This window comes from Ornithinibacillus gellani (assembly GCF_003730295.1).
Classification (GTDB): domain Bacteria; phylum Bacillota; class Bacilli; order Bacillales; family Amphibacillaceae; genus Ornithinibacillus_A; species Ornithinibacillus_A gellani.
The window spans coordinates 100,669-118,968 of sequence record NZ_QTSZ01000052.1 but is presented as its reverse complement, the minus strand read 5'-3'; the positions used below and the strand labels follow the sequence as shown (position 1 = coordinate 118,968).

14 protein-coding genes are annotated in these 18,300 nt (G+C 39.9%); all 14 read left to right on the top strand.

Features of this window, described 5'->3' with window-relative positions; translation table 11 throughout:
- The first annotated feature begins 183 nt into the window (after nt 1-183).
- Nucleotides 184-1,005: a diadenylate cyclase CdaA gene (gene cdaA, locus DX933_RS17230; RefSeq protein ID WP_123317678.1), complete on the top strand. Its 822-nt coding sequence runs from the start codon at nt 184-186 to the stop codon at nt 1,003-1,005.
- Entirely contained in the window at nt 998-2,224 is a 1,227-nt protein-coding gene (locus DX933_RS17225; protein WP_123317677.1) for a CdaR family protein, read from the top strand. Before cdaA ends, DX933_RS17225 begins: the two co-directional genes overlap by 8 nt.
- 53 nt (nt 2,225-2,277) lie before the next feature.
- Nucleotides 2,278-3,609, top strand: coding sequence for a phosphoglucosamine mutase (gene glmM / locus DX933_RS17220; protein WP_123317676.1), 1,332 nt, complete (start codon nt 2,278-2,280; stop codon nt 3,607-3,609).
- 287 nt (nt 3,610-3,896) lie between these two features.
- Nucleotides 3,897-4,238 (top strand): thioredoxin family protein, encoded by a 342-nt coding sequence (locus tag DX933_RS17215; protein WP_123317675.1) that lies wholly within the window; start codon nt 3,897-3,899, stop codon nt 4,236-4,238.
- 66 nt (nt 4,239-4,304) lie between these two features.
- Nucleotides 4,305-6,065, top strand: coding sequence for an ABC transporter ATP-binding protein (locus DX933_RS17210; protein WP_190279577.1), 1,761 nt, complete (start codon nt 4,305-4,307; stop codon nt 6,063-6,065).
- Between the two features lie 27 nt (nt 6,066-6,092).
- Nucleotides 6,093-7,847: an ABC transporter ATP-binding protein gene (locus DX933_RS17205; RefSeq protein WP_123317673.1), complete on the top strand. Its 1,755-nt coding sequence runs from the start codon at nt 6,093-6,095 to the stop codon at nt 7,845-7,847.
- A gap of 51 nt (nt 7,848-7,898) precedes the next feature.
- Nucleotides 7,899-8,444: a hypothetical protein gene (locus DX933_RS17200; protein ID WP_123317672.1), complete on the top strand. Its 546-nt coding sequence runs from the start codon at nt 7,899-7,901 to the stop codon at nt 8,442-8,444.
- Between the two features lie 74 nt (nt 8,445-8,518).
- Nucleotides 8,519-9,814, top strand: coding sequence for an EF-P 5-aminopentanol modification-associated protein YfmF (yfmF, locus tag DX933_RS17195; RefSeq protein ID WP_190279576.1), 1,296 nt, complete (start codon nt 8,519-8,521; stop codon nt 9,812-9,814).
- On the top strand, nt 9,815-11,098 hold the full coding sequence (gene yfmH, locus DX933_RS17190) for an EF-P 5-aminopentanol modification-associated protein YfmH (protein ID WP_123317670.1): 1,284 nt from the start codon (nt 9,815-9,817) through the stop codon (nt 11,096-11,098).
- A gap of 601 nt (nt 11,099-11,699) precedes the next feature.
- Entirely contained in the window at nt 11,700-13,013 is a 1,314-nt protein-coding gene (locus DX933_RS17185; RefSeq protein WP_190279575.1) for a sensor histidine kinase, read from the top strand.
- Between the two features lie 24 nt (nt 13,014-13,037).
- The gene (locus DX933_RS17180; RefSeq protein ID WP_123317668.1) at nt 13,038-13,784 is read left to right on the top strand and encodes a LytR/AlgR family response regulator transcription factor; all 747 of its coding nucleotides are present in this window, start codon (nt 13,038-13,040) and stop codon (nt 13,782-13,784) included.
- Nucleotides 13,785-13,811: 27 nt separating this feature from the next.
- Complete coding sequence (locus DX933_RS17175) at nt 13,812-14,495, top strand: response regulator transcription factor (protein WP_123317667.1); 684 nt, start codon at nt 13,812-13,814, stop codon at nt 14,493-14,495.
- A 61-nt stretch (nt 14,496-14,556) separates the two neighbouring features.
- Entirely contained in the window at nt 14,557-15,936 is a 1,380-nt protein-coding gene (locus tag DX933_RS17170; RefSeq protein WP_123317666.1) for a sensor histidine kinase, read from the top strand.
- A 420-nt stretch (nt 15,937-16,356) separates the two neighbouring features.
- Complete coding sequence (locus tag DX933_RS17165) at nt 16,357-18,150, top strand: S9 family peptidase (RefSeq protein ID WP_123317665.1); 1,794 nt, start codon at nt 16,357-16,359, stop codon at nt 18,148-18,150.
- Nucleotides 18,151-18,300 lie beyond the last annotated feature (150 nt).

The window sequence follows — 18,300 nt, the reverse complement described above, 5'->3', positions numbered from 1 at the left end:
AAATGGGGTATTTTTTTATGTCTATATCCATATAGCTTTCCAAATCGGCGATATGTTTGGTGGGACATTTTTTTGCCCTGTCGGTGTAGTGAATTACATATCGATGATGAAAATATGATATAATATGAACCATTAATACATCATATTGTTAAAGGATATGATAAATAAAAAGGAAGTGAAAACATGCTTGATGGGGGAATCAATTTTTTAAATCTATTACGAATAGTCGTTGACATAGCTCTCGTCTGGTATGTTTTATATAAATTAATCATGCTAATCAGAGGTACGAAGGCGATTCAGCTACTCAAGGGTATCGTTGTCGTGCTTGTTGTTCGTGTGGTTAGTTTAATTTTGGAACTGCAAACGATTGAGTGGATTACGAGGCAGGCTATTTATTGGGGTTTTCTCGTTATTATCATATTATTCCAGCCTGAACTCAGACGTGCGCTTGAACAACTTGGACGAGGCAATATATTCTCCAGAGGCACGAAATCGGAAGAAGAGCTATTGGAGGAATCCATTGGACATATTATTCAGTCGTGTAATTATATGGCGAAGCGCCGAATTGGTGCACTGATTACCATTGAACGTGAAACAGGTGTTGGTGAATATAGTGAAACAGGAATTTCGATTAATGGGGAGTTAACCCATCAATTATTGACAAATATTTTTACACCAAATACACCATTACATGATGGTGCGGTCATTATCAAAGGTAATGAAATAATTGCTGCAGCATGTTATTTGCCGCTTTCAGAGAGCCCATTCATTTCTAAGGAATTGGGAACGCGTCACCGTGCAGCAATGGGTGTTAGTGAAGTAACAGATGCGATTACGATTGTTGTATCTGAGGAAACTGGCTTTATCTCGGTCACGAAAAATGGTGAGCTGCGAAGAGAATTATCCGATAACGAGCTTCGTGATTATTTACGCGAAAATTTATCAACGAACTTAAAAGCCCCTGATAAGAAGTCATGGAAATGGAGGGGGAAAAAGAATGGATAATTGGTTTAAGAGTAAATGGTTTGTTCGACTTCTCTCACTCATTTTTGCAGTGGTGCTTTATGCGTTTGTATCGATGGAGGATGTTAACACGAAACAAGGAGATACGATTCTATTCCCGAATATATCACAAAAAGAAGATACGATTGAAGACATGCCGGTACAGGTTAAAGTAGATAGTGAAAAATATGTCGTCAGTGGTGTGCCTGAGTTTGTCACCGTTAAATTGGAAGGTCCACCTGGTGTTTTGACGCCAACTGTACGACAGCGTAATTTCGATGTATTTGTCGATTTACAGAAGTACGGTGAAGGAGAGCATACGGTGGAAGTGGATTATGCGAATCTGCCTAGTGAGCTTTCCATTTATATTGAGCCAAAGCAAATTGACGTCACCTTGGAAGAACGAGCGACAGAGGAGTTCGATGTAACAGTTGATTTGATCAATACAGATAAGCTGCCTGCCGGCTATGAGGTTGGTACACCAGAGATTAGTCCTGGTAAGGTCAAAATCACAAGCTCCAAGAGTGTCATTGAACAAATCGCTATTGTGAAAGTATTCGTCGATGTTGCTGGAATAAATGAACCAATTAAAAACCGCGAAGTACGTGTGAATGTCTATGATAGTCAAGGGAATGAAATGCATGCAAGAATTGAGCCTGAAAATGTTATCGTATCTGTACCAGTCGATAATCCTAGTAAGACGGTACCGGTAAGTGTGGCTACAACAGGTAAACTTCCAGATGATTTAGCACTTGTATCGATGACATTGAATATTGATGAGACAAAAGTGTTTGCAACCAGCGATGTATTAAATCAGCTGGAAGAAATTAAAACAAAGGAAATTGACTTATCGAAAATAACCAAATCAGGCAAAATTGAAACAGAGTTGGATTTACCAGATGGTGTACAGGCTCCAGATGGTGGAAAACTGGAGGTCACCGTAGAGGTAGAGCAGAGCAAGACGTTTGAGAATGTACCAATTTCCATTGAGAATCAGGAAGATGGACAAGAGGTAACGTTCATTGACCCTGAAAAAGCTGAAATGAGTATAACCGTTGTAGGCAATGAGAAGGATGTTAGTAAACTAAAAATCGAGGACATACAGCTCACAATTGATGTGAAAGATCTTGCAGAAGGTGAGCATCAAGTTCCAATTACGATAGAAGCCCCGGAAAACATCGAGGTTGAAGGAGAAATGGAACAGATCCAGATTGAAATCTGATGAGATGCTGCACCATGGATGCATGATCAGGAAATAAAGGAGAGGTATTTAAAATGAATTTTTTTGGTACTGATGGCGTTAGAGGAATTGCAAATGAAGAATTAACACCGGAATTAGCTTTTAAGCTAGGTCGTTGTGGTGGCTATGTGTTAACAAAGGATGCAAATAAACCAAAAGTTTTAATTGGTCGCGATACGCGTATTTCTGGACATATGTTGGAAAGCGCACTTGTTGCAGGGTTGCTTTCTATTGGTGCAGAAGTAATGCGCCTTGGTGTCATTTCTACTCCTGGAGTTGCCTATTTGACAAAAGCAACAAGCTCACAGGCAGGTGTAATGATTTCTGCATCTCACAATCCGGTAGCTGATAATGGTATCAAGTTCTTTGGTCCAGAAGGGTTTAAATTAGCGGATGAGCAAGAAGCGGAAATTGAACGACTGTTGGAAAGTGAAGATGAGCTACCACGTCCAGTTGGAGCGGATATCGGTTTAGTGAATGATTATTTTGAAGGCGGACAGAAATACCTTTCCTATTTGAAAGAATCAATTGATAATGATTTTGAGGGACTGCGCATTGCGCTTGATTGTGCACACGGAGCTACCTCGAGCTTGGCAACACATTTATTTGCCGATTTGGAAGCTGATATTTTCTCCATTGGTTCTTCCCCAGACGGGTTGAACATCAATGACGGATTTGGTTCTACACATCCGGAAACCTTACAAGCGTTTGTAGTAGATAAGGAAGCGGATATTGGCCTTGCCTTTGACGGAGATGGTGATCGTCTGATTGCTGTCGATGAAAAAGGAAATATTGTCGATGGCGATAAAATCTTATTTATCTGTGGGAAATATATGAATGATAAAGGCTTCCTGCGTCATAATACGGTCGTTTCTACTGTAATGAGCAACCTAGGCTTTTATAAGGCACTTGAGGAGCATGGTATGCGTAGTGACAAAACGGCTGTTGGAGATCGCTACGTCATGGAAGAAATGCGACGTGGTGGTTATAATCTAGGAGGCGAGCAATCCGGCCATGTTATTTTCTTGGATTATATTACGACCGGCGATGGGATGTTAACCGCATTACAGCTTGTTAATGTCATGAAAGATACTGGTAAAAAGTTATCTGAATTGGCAGCTGAAATGACAGTTTACCCACAGGTTTTAAAAAATATTAAAGTAAAAAATAAAGCTGCAGTGCTAGAGGATGAGAAAATCCAACGTGAAATTGAAGCTGCAGAACGTGAGCTTGGCGATGAAGGACGAATCTTGGTTCGTCCGTCTGGAACAGAGCCACTCGTACGTGTGATGGTGGAGGCGAAAACAGAAGAAGCCTGCCATCAATATTCAGATCGGATTGTAAAACTAATCGAAGAAAAGCAATAACCAACAATTTATACCAAGCAAGCTGTTATTCTCAAATTGGGAATAACAGCTTTTTTTAATGGACCCAAAGTTGCCGATGGAGGGAGGAGGTGAATGTATACAAAGTCCTTTCCTTTTCCTGGAACACCCACATGCTGAATAAACCTTAATATGAACAGAATAAACGGAATACCTACCAGTATGAACGAAAGCTATTGTATATGTACTTTGGAATCGTTATTCTATCTGTATTATCTATTTATGTTGATGAAATAATTAGAAAATTATAATTTCAAGGAGTGGAAATAATGGCGGAAGTGAAAGATATCAACACAGAAAATTTTCAGCAAGAAGTAATCGAGGAAAACATCCCCGTTATCGTCAAATTTACAACGGAAGGCTGCGGTCCTTGCCAGGCAATTGTTCCTGTATTAGAGGAGATTAGCGAAGAATTTGATGGCAAATTAAAAATTGTTTCCTTTCATGTAACCTTTGATGAAGGGATGAACGGAACGAATGAAATTGCTGTAAAATATGACATCATGGCCTATCCAACATTACTCGTATTTCAAGATGGTGAGCCCGTAAAAACCATTATTGGTGCATATACAAGAGATGAAATTGTAGGTCGACTTGGTGATTTGGTGTAGGTGGAACAGCTGCATGTGTTTGGGGTACTTTGTTTTTTGCAGGCTGTTTAGAAGGGTGTGTTTTGTTTGGGAAACAAGCTAGAAACAAAAAAACAGCGAAAGCAGGCTGAAAAAGGAATATGGAAAGCGTATATTCGTTTAATCTTCAAAGCAAAGCTTCCTTGGGGATGGCTCATATTTCTTACATTACTTTATATCGGTGATTCTACCTTATCCTTGATTTTCCCACAATATGCACAAAGAGTAATGGCCGGTAATTTAGAAAACACGGTCATTTATGGGACGGTCATTGTAATTTTTGCTAGGGTGTTAAGCTCAGGAATCATTGGTTTTTTCAATAAACTCGTCATGTATAAAGTAGACGTAAGCTATCGTAGTTTAATTTGGCAACGTTTAATGAAGGCGCCACTTTCCCTTTTTAACAAGGTAAAGCCGAATGAAATGGTCAGTCGTACAGCGAATGATACAGCGACAATTAGCTCTGTGCTCGCCGGTTGGCTACCATCCATCATTGCAGCATCTTATTCGATGATTGGTGTCGTCTTTGTATTATTCACCTACGATTGGCGATTGGCTGCAGGTGTACTCATTTATATCCCAATCTATGCATTTTCAAACATCTGGTATGGAAAGTGGAAATACCGGACGAACAAGATTACCCATAATCGTTTGTCGACATTGACTCAGTTTTTTGCGGAGCTGCTTTCCAGTATTCCACTCATCAAATCGTTTGCGATGGAGAAAAAGGAAAATGAACGTGGGCGGGAGAAAATTCAATACTACTATAAAGCATCCTTCCGAAGAGCAATAGTTGATTGGATCCAAAACCCATTGAACAGTTTGTTGAATTTATTGCAAGACATGTTTGTGATTGGTTTTGGTATTTATCTTATCTCTGAACAAGCAATAACATTAGATGTATGGATTGCATTTTTCATGTATGTGGGGATGCTTTGGGGTATTTTGGAAACCTTCGCATTGTTATATACGCAGTTGAAGCAAAGTCAAGGGGCAACTTCAAGAATATCTGTATTAGTAGAAGGCGATTTGGAGCAATATGTCCGCAATAAACAGTTAGAGGACACCTGTCATGACTTAACCTTTGATCATGTTGGTTTTAGTTATGGGGAGGAAAAGAGGGTATTGAAGGATTTAAGCTTTACTATACCATATGGTAAAACGACGGCGATTGTTGGTCCAAGTGGGAGCGGTAAGTCCACTATTCTCTCCCTGGTGCAGCAGTTTTACGAGCCTGATCAAGGAAAAATCAAATTCGGTGATACGGATATTGCAGAATATCATTTACAAGATTGGCGCGCGATGTTCAGCTATGTAGCACAGGATAGTCCACTGCTTTCGGGAACGATCCGCGATAATATCGTTTATGGTGTTGATCGGGAAGTAAGCGAACTGGAAATACGCCAAGCTGCAGAGGCTGCAAACGCACTGGAGTTTATTAGCAACACACCAAATGGCTTTGATACCAACGTTGGAGAAGGTGGTACAAACCTGTCCGGCGGGCAAAGGCAGCGCGTGGCGATTGCAAGGGCACTGCTCAGAAATGCAGAATTTTTACTGCTGGATGAAGCAATGGCAAGCTTGGATAGTAAGTCTGAAAAAGCCGTCCAAGGTGCGATGGAGCATCTTATGGAAGGTAGAAGTGCCATCGTTATCGCCCATGACTTATCGACCATTCGGGATGCAGATCAAATTATTGTTGTGAATGAGGGTACGGTCGATGGAATTGGAACACATGATGAACTGATGGAATCGAACAAGCTGTATCAATTATTTGTAGAGTACTTGACTGAAGCAAATGCAGGCTAATGAAGTGCTTGGAAAGGAGGGCGACACATGCAAGAAACAAAAAAGCATGGCTGGAAGGAATTTTTTCAACTGGTTCTGAAAGCCAAATTACCCTGGCATTTATACATTCTAGCTTTGATTGGTCTGTTTGCGTCAACTACTTTTACGCTCGGTTTACCAGTCGTGATGTCAGAAATATTTGCTGGAAACATTTTTGATTTTGAAATTGTATCGAAATACTTTGTGTTGATGATTGCTTCACTATCACTTGCTGCAATTTCTGCATTTCTTATTTACATTACCAATCCAATTGTAATGAGAAATATCCAGTGGATTATTTGGCCAAAGCTGATTCGGATGCCGATGCGTAAATATGAGAAGCAGCCGTCTTTACAGCTTATTAGTCGGATTACAGTGGACCCGGGCTTTATTGATCGTGCAGTTGCGGATTTAAATAATGTATTAAATTCAACGTATGGACTTGTGGGGTCATTTATTATTATGTATGGCATGAGCTCCAAGCTTACGTTAGCGCTGCTGCCTATCATTCCGTATATCTTGATTGTCTCGGCAATTACGGGTCATTTCACACAAAAAACGCAGTATGGTGTTCAGCATGCATTTTCCGGTCTAACTGCATTTTTTGCAGAGCGTTTACCGAAAATCCGATTGGTCAAATCATTTGGAAAAGAAGATAAGGAAATAGATCGTGGCAAGACCATTATTCAAGATCAGTATCAGGCAGATAAAAAACGTGCACTTGTAGATTTATTTGCACAACCGCTTTTGAACAGTATCCAAGGAATTATTATTGGGATTGTATTGGTTTATGGAAGCTACCTTGTGAGTAAAGGTGAAATGAAGGTAAGTCAGGTCATCGCATTTTATATGTATGTGCAGTATTTGCATATGAGTGTGACGCAGTATGGACGCTTCTGGCAGACATTAAAGCAAGCAAAGGGAGCATCCGAAAAAATTGCCCAAATCCTGGATTCCAAAGACGAGGTTTTGAAACGTGATAAGTCCCTGGACGATGCGAAACAGCAAACATCCGGAGATATCGTACTGGAAAATGTGTCCTTCAGCTATGCAGACACAAAGGTTCTTTCTAATCTTAATTTTACGATACCAAAAGGTAAGGTTACCGCTATTATTGGACCAAGTGGTGGAGGGAAGTCAACTATCTTTTCACTCATTGAAAGATTGTATGACCCTAATGTTGGGCGTGTGTTAATGGGGAATATGCCAGCGGAAAAAATCAACCTGGATGAGTGGCGACATGGAATGGCTTATGTGTCGCAGTCAACCCCATTAATATCTGGTACGATTCGGGAAAATATCACCTATGGGCTTGATAGAGAAGTAGCGGATGAGGAGCTCGTGCATGTAGCAAAAATGGCAGCTGCTTTGGAGTTTATCCAGGAGTTCCCGGATGGATTTGATACAGAGGTTGGTGAGTTTGGTTCTAAATTATCTGGCGGCCAGCGCCAACGTATCGCGATTGCCCGTGCCTTTATCATGGATTCCCAATATTTATTATTGGATGAAGCTACTTCCAATTTAGATGCCCAATCAGAATATTTGATTGAAAGAGCACTGCAGAAATTGATGAAAAATCGAACGACCATCATGATTAGTCATGATTTGAAAGATGTGAAGAATGCAGATCAAATCATTGTCATTGATCAAGGTGAAGTGAATGGCATTGGTACGCATCAGGAGCTGTCCGAGTCAAATGAGTTATATCAACATCTAACGAAATTGCAAAGCGAAAAAGATGCTAAGTTACTACCAGTTTTTTAAAGTGTTTATGAATAAAAATAAAAATATAAGATCAAACAGGAGGAATTCATAATGAAAAAGCTTTTGACACTTTTAATGTTATTGGTATTTGCAGTAGGGATGGTAGCATGCAGTAGTGATTCAGATAAGAAGGACGATGGCGATACAGGTAAACAGGAAGAACAGCAAAATGGTGATGATGCAGAGAAAGCGGATGAGGAAGCTGCTGATAATAATGGAGAACAGGCAGAAGGAGATGCCGCTGAGGTTGCTTCAGAAAATAAAGGCTTTCAGGAATTCATCGACTTGTTGAAGGAAAAAGGCTTGGAAGTGAATGGAATTCAAGAAGGATTTGGAGATGTTCCTGACTTTAAAGATAATATTAATCTCGTTATTAGTGGGGAAGATATGCTTCCGGTAGAAATCTATGAATTAGAAGCAGACTCCGAAAATCTAAAGCATGCTTTGGATAAAGGGGAAGTGAAGGTTGTTTTTGAAGGCCAAGAAGGATACCTACCTGCAACAGCAAAAGGAAATTACGTATTCCTGCTTGCTGAAGGACATCCGGATATTGAAACAATTGAAAGCATCATCGAAAACGATTTTACTGGTGAATAATACAAATGGGAGAGATCGGCTGTGTGGCCGATTTCTTTCGATTATGAAAAATGATTAGAAATGGGGGAATGGAAATGAAGGCATTGCTTCATGAACAAACGGTGGACGTCTGTGGATTAAAGCTTCATTTAATTCCAAGCAAACAATTTAAAACAGCAACAATTTCTTTAAAAATAAAAGGGGAATTAAAGCGTGATACCATCACGAGTCGTTCTCTTTTGCCAATGGTACTTAGACAAGGCTCTAAAACATATCCAAATACAACTCTACTAGCGGAAAGATTGGATGACTTATATGGTGCAGCTTTATCTTTAGGTGGAATGAAGCGTGGAACCTATCATATTTTGGAGACAAGCTTGGAAGTAGCAAATCAAAAGTATATTGAAAATGAGGATACCATTCTACGAGATGCTTTGTCTTTGTTAAAGGAAATTGTGTTCGTTCCAAAAATCGAGAACGGGGCATTTGATAAGGAGATTGTGGAACGGGAAAAGGAAACGATTCGCCAGCGCTTACGATCTCTTCTGGACGATAAGATGTCCTTTGCCAATATGCGATTAATTGATGAAATGTTTGCAGGACATCCCTATCAGATTCGTGCAGAAGGCTATGAATCTGATTTGGATGACATAACAGGGGAAACTTTATATACGACCTACCAGCAGCTGCTTCAGGAAGACGAAGTAGATTTATATCTCGTTGGGGACTTAGATATGTCTGAGGTTACTGCATTGGTTTCTGAGATTTTCCAGGATGTACTTCCGGAAAATCGTGTGCGTACAACTAAGCACGCAGCGGTAAAGGAAAATGCAGCGGCAAGAAAACAGATAGAAATCATGGAGAGACAGAAATTACAGCAAGCAAAATTACATATTGGTTATCGCACCAATACCACATTTGGAGATCCAGATTTTGCTGCATTACAAGTATTTAATAGTGTGCTTGGTGGTGGACCAGGCTCCAAGCTATTTCTTAACGTTCGTGAAAAACATAGTCTCGCATATTATGTTGGCTCCGGCTTTGATAGCTTGCAAGATTTACTCATTATTTATAGCGGTATTGCTCCAGAGGACTATGAAAAGGCATTGCAAATTATTCGACAGGAGTTTGAAGATATCCGCTCTGATCAGTTTACAGATCAGGAACTAAACGAAAATAAAACCATGCTAATAAACGGGTTTTATGCTGATATGGAGCATGCGCACGGAATCATTGATCTTACGTATATGCAGCAATTGGGAGGCAGTACGCAAACACCGGAAGAAACAGTGGCTGCGATTCAAGCTGTGTCTCGAGAAGATGTTGTTCGTATGGCCCATAAAGTGGAAGAAGATACTGTTTATCTGTTGACAAGTGAGGTGAGCGAATAAATGAATAAAAAGGAATATCAAACCATTGATGAAGTAATCTACAGTGAAGTATTGGATAATGGCTTACAAGTTTTTCTATTACCACGTGCAAATGTACGTAATATGTATGCTACCTTTGTAACGGATTTCGGTGGAAATGATCTGTCTTTTATTCCACGAGGTGGAACTGAAAAAGTTACCGTCCCAGATGGCGTCGCTCATTTTCTAGAGCATAAACTGTTTGAGAAGGAAGACCATGATGCCTTTCAAGAATTTATGAATCAGGGCGCGTCTGCGAATGCTTACACTAGTGCTACACAGACTGCTTATTTATTCTCTACAACGGATAATAAGGAGCAGAATGTCAAAACCTTGCTCGACTTTGTACAGGCACCATATTTTTCCGATGAAACGGTAGAAAAAGAAAAAGGAATCATTGTACAAGAAGCGCAAATGTATCATGACCAGCCAGATCATCGTGTGTCTGTTGGAATTCAGGAGGCCATGTACCATCACCATGGGGTCCGAAATGAAGTACTCGGTACCATTGATTCCATTCAGTCCATCACGAAAGAGGATTTGTACACTTGCTATGAAACATTTTATCATCCATCTAATATGGTTTTATTCATTGCGGGTGGCTTTGATCCAGAGCGGATGATGGAAGTAATCAAGGAAAATCAGAATGGGAAGGATTTTGCCCCACCTGAGGAAATCATCCGCTTTACAGAACCGGAGCCGACAGCGGTTTATGAAGCAGAGAAAACCATTTCAATGCCGGTTAATGTTCAAAAAAGTGCCATTGGAATTAAGGAAGACATGCAACAGATTGCTTCTATTCCACAGGTAAAAAGAGTGTTACTAAATGGAATGCTGCTGGATTATTTCTTCGGTAAAAGCGGCCCGTTCTATAATGACATGTATGCAGCAGGCTTAATCGATTACTCCTTTAACTTTATGAGTAATGCGGAACGAGACCATGGATATAGCCTGATTGCCAGCAATGCAGAGAATCCAGATGCCTTTGCAGCGCATATTAAGGAATTACTCCTTTCCATTAAGGATCAAAAGTTAACGGAAGAAGCATTTACACGTATGAAAAAACGTAAAATCGGCACACTTATTCGCGGGATGAATGAATTAGAGGTCATTGCCGATAACTATGTCTGGTATCATAACCGTGGCATGGATTATCTACAGCTAATCCCAATCATTCAAGAACTCACATTAGAAGAAACCAATGCTTATATTGAGCAATGGATTACCGAAGAACGCATCGCAGTATGTAAGGTCATCGCGGAATAAAGTTATACAAAAAACATAAAAAAACAAAAGTGCAAGTTGGAGTTCAAGTCACAAATCCAACTTGCATTTTTTTATCACAGATTAACTGGCTGTAAGCCCCCCACTGCAGGAATTATTGTTAATAACAAGCATTGTAAGGGGGGCAACAGCCAGTAAAGGCCTGTTTGGTTCAACTAACAATCCGTGGGGAAGTGCAAAAACCCCCCTGATTGAAGTTTCACTGAATTGTATAATGAATCCAATCTCAAGAAAATTAGTTGCTTAAAGTAAAGCGAAGCGTCGTTGAATGTAACGAAGGGTGGGTGATTTCCGAGTGCAACACCTCAAACTCCTCGGAATCGATCATATGTGGATGTCGTCGAATACTTCAAGGATGTTAAGTCAAATATATATTTCTTCAAAATGGCTCCGGAAGAAATCCGTGCGATTGAAAAAATTTCTGCTTAACCAGCAAAAGATTCATACGTAATCACTCCAAACAGAGCATGTTTTTAATTCAAAAACTGGTTTACTCATATGCTTTCTATGAAGCATTCATTCGTTAATCGACTATTGGTTTATGATATACTTTGTAATAATATGTTTTTCGATAGGTGATTCGATGGATGCAGCAACACTTTATTTGCTACTTTTCATACTGCATTTGGCAGTTCTTTTATATACGAGTCTTTCTGTAGGGCTTTCGCTTGTAAGTGTCAAACCGTCTACGAAAGTGCTGCAGATTTTCTTTACTAGCGTGGTTGGGGCAGCGGCATATGGTATGAGTATTCATTATGTTGGGGAAGCTTATGGCTTACTTATCATTTATTTTTTGATGCTGCCTGTTGTTCAGTTTATATTCCGGCTTCGTTTCTTACATGCAAGTGTAGCTGTATTATTAGCGATGATGTTTGATTTAGCAATTGTAAAGCTACTGGAATTTAATATTTTTGATATTCTTGCCGGAATGGAAACTGCGGGAGACTTGGCGATTTCCGCATTTTTTACGTTGTTTGTATTAATGAATAATATTTTTATTTCTATGATGATGTATCAAAAGGCGCCGGTATTATTTCCTGATATTTTATTTTCCGAAAGAGATGTGGAGCAGGCAGGGCTGTATCGGTTCCATCTTTCGTTTGTGCTGCTTATTTTATTGACAATCAATGCCTTTTTATTTTATACGTATATTGAATTACCGCATTTTACGGTGAATTATCGTGTGTTTGTCATTTTATGGGGCTTGGTGATTATTGCAGTTTTAATGTTCTTCTTAAGGAATACATTGCTATCCAAAATAGAGCGGGTACAATTTTTCTTGGATCAACAGTATCAGAAGGACTTGCTTTCGTTTTACAGTATCATTCGTTCCCAGCGTCATGATTTTAATTTACATTTAAATTCGCTTTTCGGTATGCTGAGCAGCGAGCAATATGATGCCAGTCGCCAATATATTGAAGATGTGGTGAAAGAAGTGCAGCAAGTCAATGAATTATTGCCGCTAAAACATCCGGCAACTGGTGCCATGCTGCATACTTTCCGTGAATTGGCGGCACAAAAAGGGATAGCCATGGAAATTCATGTATTGGATGATTTACGGGACATGCCTTGTTCAGTATATGAGATGAATAAAATCCTTGGGAACCTCGTCCAAAATGCGATGGATGAAGCGGAAGGACAGCAACAATCCGATATCATCATTGAAATTGACCGGCAAAATGATCAAATTGTAATTCGGGTTACCAATGAAACAAATATAACGGATGATGCTTTACAGCAAATGTTTGCACATAGTTTTTCAACGAAGGAAGCTCATGAGGGAATAGGGCTGCCTTCTATTCAACGCCTCATCACCAAGTATGGTGGTATAATTGTACCAGAGCTATATGATCATAAAATAACGATGACGGTTCGTATTCCCGTACATGCGAAGTAATAGAAATCTGAAGGTGGTGTTTGTTTGAAAATCCGTGTATTAATAGTTGATGATGATCAGCATGCCATTCAATTATTGAAGTCCTATTTGAAGGCATACGCATATATCGAAGTGGTGGGTACGTGTAATCATGGAGAGGCGGCCATGGATTTCATGCGAAACCATCCAGTTGATTTATTGTTTTTAGATATCGAAATGGATGGGATAAATGGCTTGCAGCTGGCAAAGCATCTTCAATCCATTTATCCGGAGATTATGATTATTTTTGTGACCGGCCATGCTGGATTTGCATTAAAGGGATATGAATCTCATCCGGTTGATTTTCTTACCAAACCGGTTAATGTACTGCGATTGGAAAAGGCGCTGAACCGAGTAAAGGAATTAAAATCAAGTACGCCCGTTGCTGCCAAAGATACAAATCATAAGATTGGTATGAAGGTTGATGGCGGCATCCATATTGTTCACGTCCATAACATTATTTACATTCAAAAAAAGGGCAGAAAAATATTAATTCATTGTCGTAATGGGGAAGTCCTGCATTCTAATGACACGATGAAAAATTTGGAGACGATTTTCTCTGCATATGATTTTTATCGTCCACATCAATCGTTCATTGTGCCACTCGAACAGATAAAAGCTATTTTTCCTGATGCTTATTCAAGGTCATATTCGATTCAATTAACAGATGATCCCACGCTATTACCTTTGAGTAGGGATAAATATCAGGAATTGAAGGACTTATTGCTTTCAAAAGGGGTCGCCATTTATTAAATTTATTTGGTTATGGGGTGATGCAGGATGCTTTCCATCTTAATTGTAGATGATGATGCACATATACGAGAATTATTGCGGTTTTACTTGCATAAAGAGGGATATCAAACCATTCAGGCTGCGGATGGCAGGGAAGCAATTGCCATCTTGGAAGCGGAGCAGGTACACTTAGCAATTGTCGATATTATGATGCCACATGTTAATGGTTATGAGTTATGTACAGAAATTCGTTCTTATTATGATATTCCCGTCTTGATGTTAACTGCAAAAGGGGAAATTACCGATAAGGAGCGGGCTTACTCTGCCGGTACGGATGATTACATTGTAAAGCCATTTGAACCAAAGGAAGTGTTGTTTCGTATTAAAGCTTTGTTAAGAAGATTTCAAATGGTCAATGAGGAAATAATCCGTGTTGGTCATGTTGTCATTAATCGGAAAAGCTATGAAGTGGATGCAAATGGGCGAACCATGATTTTGCCGTTAAAAGAATTTGAATTATTGGCTCAGCTGGCACAATTTCCGGATCGTATATTTACCCGTGAACAATTAATTGAGCTCGTTTGGGGGAATGATTATGCTGGAAATGATCGGACAGTGGATGTGCATATTAAGCGGCTGCGGGAAAGATTTGCTCCGGATAGGGCTGGTTTTGCGATCCAAACTGTTCGTGGTTTGGGCTATAAATTGGAAGTGTTCAACCAGGAATCATAATCAGTTGAGACATGTAAACAGGCCAATGGCTATCATTTTCATCTAGGTTTGGAGGACGAGCATGCGAACATTATATGTGCGAATTATCAATATGACGATGCTCATTATGATTGCTAGTGGGGTCATTGCATTTGTGCTGACAAATGTATATTATCATTATGTTTTGAAACCGCAAAATGATGAAAAAGTCTACCATATAGCTAAGGATACGGTATCCATATTTGAAGGAAACCATTATCCGAAAGCGTCTGATTATCTTTCTACGCTAACAGATCTTGGCTATCAGTTTCATGTAATTTCCCCGTCAGGTGAGCGAGAGCATTATGGAGATCCATTTCGGTCCAAGGAGCTTGCGGGAGAGCAGATTGAATCGGTACTTGCTGGTAATGTGTATCACGGTATTGCTGATTATCCGTGGAAACCATTTGTTACGGGATTTTTCGATAATGAGTTAAAGAATACAGTCGGGGTGCCCATCACGATTAATGGGGATACCCATGCCTTGTTTGTACGACCGAATACGACACAGCAATTTGGTGAGATGCGCTATTTTCTAGCGATATTGCTCCTTGTTATGTTGGTGCTTAGTTTCTTATTAATCATTGTCAGTACCACCTTTATCGTACGTCCAATCAAAAAGTTGACGGTTGCAACCAAGCGAATTGCAGCAGGCAACTATCATTTAAAATTAAATGTAAATCGTCGTGATGAAATTGGCAGGCTTGCTGCAGACTTTACCAAAATGAGTGATAGTTTAGCCAAAATGGAGGAAAAACGGCAGGAGTTTGTATCCAATGTATCCCACGAAATCCAATCACCGCTCACATCGATACAAGGATTTTCGCAGGCCCTGCAAGAGGAAGAATTGCCCCGAGAGATGCGGGAGCATTATTTGTCCATCATTGAAAGTGAAAGCAGGCGTCTATCTACATTAAGTAAGCAGCTGCTGACTTTATCCTTCCTGGATAGTGAGGCAGATACCGATTTGGCGGAGCCCGTTCATATTGCTGAACAATTAAAAGATATCATTGCCTCAACGGAATGGCAATGGCGTGAAAAAGGGATTACGATTGAACGGGATGTAGATGAAATGGTGACACAGGGTAATGCACGCTTGTTGTACCAAGTCTGGATGAATCTAATAACGAACGCAATCCGCTATACGGGCAAGGATGGTGTCATTCGTATCCAGGCAATGGCAGAAAAAGATCGATTTACGGTAACAGTTGCTGATACAGGGATTGGTATTGCGAAAGAAAAAATACCTTATCTGTTTGAACGTTTTTATAAAGTGGATGAAGCACGTACCCGATCGGAAAATAGTACTGGTTTGGGATTGTCCATTGTTAAAAAAATTGTTGAATTGCATAATGGATCTATTTTAATAGAGAGTGAGCTTGGAAAGGGAACAAGTATGCAAGTGTCTTTGCCACGAAATTAAAATAAATGTATGATTCTTTGAATAAAGTGAAACCCCAATCCGTGGGGGTTTACAGCCAGTTAATCTGTGATAAATATAGAGAACACCACGAGTTCAGCTCGATGGTGTTTTTTGCTGATGAGGCAAGTTTTTTCTGCGTAATTGTAACAAAGGCTGTCACTGCACGACTTGGTGACTGTCGTGCTTTCCAATGTAAGAATCCTTTGTTTTAAGGAGTTTTGGTTTGATGTGGGTTTTCATGTGAAAAACGTTGACTTTGCTATAAAAGTGGCAGTAAATAGGTTATAATTGAAGCATGATTTATGTAATTGGAACCATTCTGAATATTACTTATAAAACTTAAATAGTTATACGTTTTTCTATTTAGGTTTCTAATAAAGAGATGGTCCCATGATGGTATAAAAAAGAGGGGGAATAACAGTGTTAGAGTTTCCAAAGCCGCAAGTGGAACAGTTTTTTAGGACGTATGTCATTATGGATTTTACAGTAAGCAAGGATGAAGAAAAGCTAATCTTCAGTACCAATTTAAATGGAAAAATGAATCTTTGGGCGATGGATTTGCCAGATACGTTTCCATACTTATTTTCCCAGCATGATGAATCCTGTTCTTTCATCAAAATAGATTCGGAAAATCGTTATGTATTGGCAGGCTTTGATCGTGATGGGGATGAGAATCATCACATATATGCATTGCCACCAACCGGGGGATTACCACAACCACTCATTACTGGTGATCCAAAGGAAAAATACTTTTACGCTCATGTAAGTGAGGATGGCAAGCGGGTTTATTACATCACTTCTGAATCCAACCCCACCTTTTTGAATGCCCGGGTTCGTCATCTGGAGGACGGCACAGATAATTTAATAAACGAAGGGGAAAAGGCACCCACCTTTTTATCGGCTGTTTCGGAAGCGGAGGATGCATTTATTTATTCACAGTCGTTTGCCAATACATATGTTGTATCCTACGTTGTCAAGGATGGAGAAAAGCATTACTTGACACCGGATCCGGATAAGGTTCATATTGCACATGATCCAATATTTATAGATGAGCAAACTATCTATTTCGTAACCGATTACGAACATGATCATAGCTATTTAGCTAAATACGATTTGGCAACAAAGGAATTTAGTAAAGTCCTTTCTATTGAACAGGAAGGGATTCAAAGTATTCATTGGCATAAGGATGGGAAGACATTATATTTGGTAACAGATAGAGGCGTGGAAGATCATCTTTATCGCTATCCATTAGAGACGGAGGAGCTCCTACAGCTGTCTCCGCCATTGGACGTCATTGAAAAGGTACATGTGACAAAAAGTGGCTCGCTATTTTTACTTGGTCGTAAAGGAACGGTGCCAGATAACATCTTCCAATCGACGAACGGTCAAGAATGGAAGCAGCTGACGAATAATCGAGTACTTGGTGTACAGACGTCTGATATGGTTGATCCAGAAGTCGTTACGTATCCTTCATTTGATGGAATGGAAATAGAGGCATTGCTTTTTAAAGCGAAGCCGGAAAATGATAATGGTCATATGATATTTTGGCCACATGGTGGACCTCAGGCTGCAGAGCGTAAAATGTTTCGCTCCATGTTCCAATGTTTCTTAAATCGTGGCTATAGTATCTTTGCACCGAACTTCCGTGGTAGTACGGGATATGGCTCGGAATTTGTAAAACTGGTAGAGCAGGATTGGGGTCATGGGCCACGTCTGGATTGTGTTGCGGGTATCGAATGGTTGTTTGAAAATAATTTCGCTGATCGAGATAAACTGTTTTTAGTTGGAGGCAGCTATGGTGGCTATATGGCATTGCTGCTACATGGTCGCCATCCAGAATATTTTCGCGCTGTCGTCGATATATTTGGTCCGTCTGATCTATTTACGTTCGTTCAATCGGTGCCGGAGCATTGGAAGCCAATTATAGAGCGTTGGATTGGGAATCCGGAGCGGGATAAGGAACGCTTTATCAAGGATTCACCAGTAACTTATTTAGATGAAATGGTGAAGCCAATGCTCGTTATTCAAGGAGCTAAGGATCCACGTGTAGTGAAGGAAGAGTCCGATCAAATCGTCGAGAAGTTACGTGATAAGGGTCGGACGGTTGAATATCTGGTACTTGATGATGAGGGGCATGGATTTTCCAAAAAAGAAAATGAAATTAAAGTATACAGCCTTATGCTAGAGTTCTTAGAAAAGCATCAAGCCAATTAAGATGGCAGAAAGAACCGATGGACTTCCAATACGGAAGCTTCCATCGGTTTTTTTATTTGTTTGGATAAGCCTTCATTTGCATATTTTTATCCAATATGTGGATACTAACTGGCGAGCTTTAATCTAGTAGCAAGTTTTCTTATACGAAAA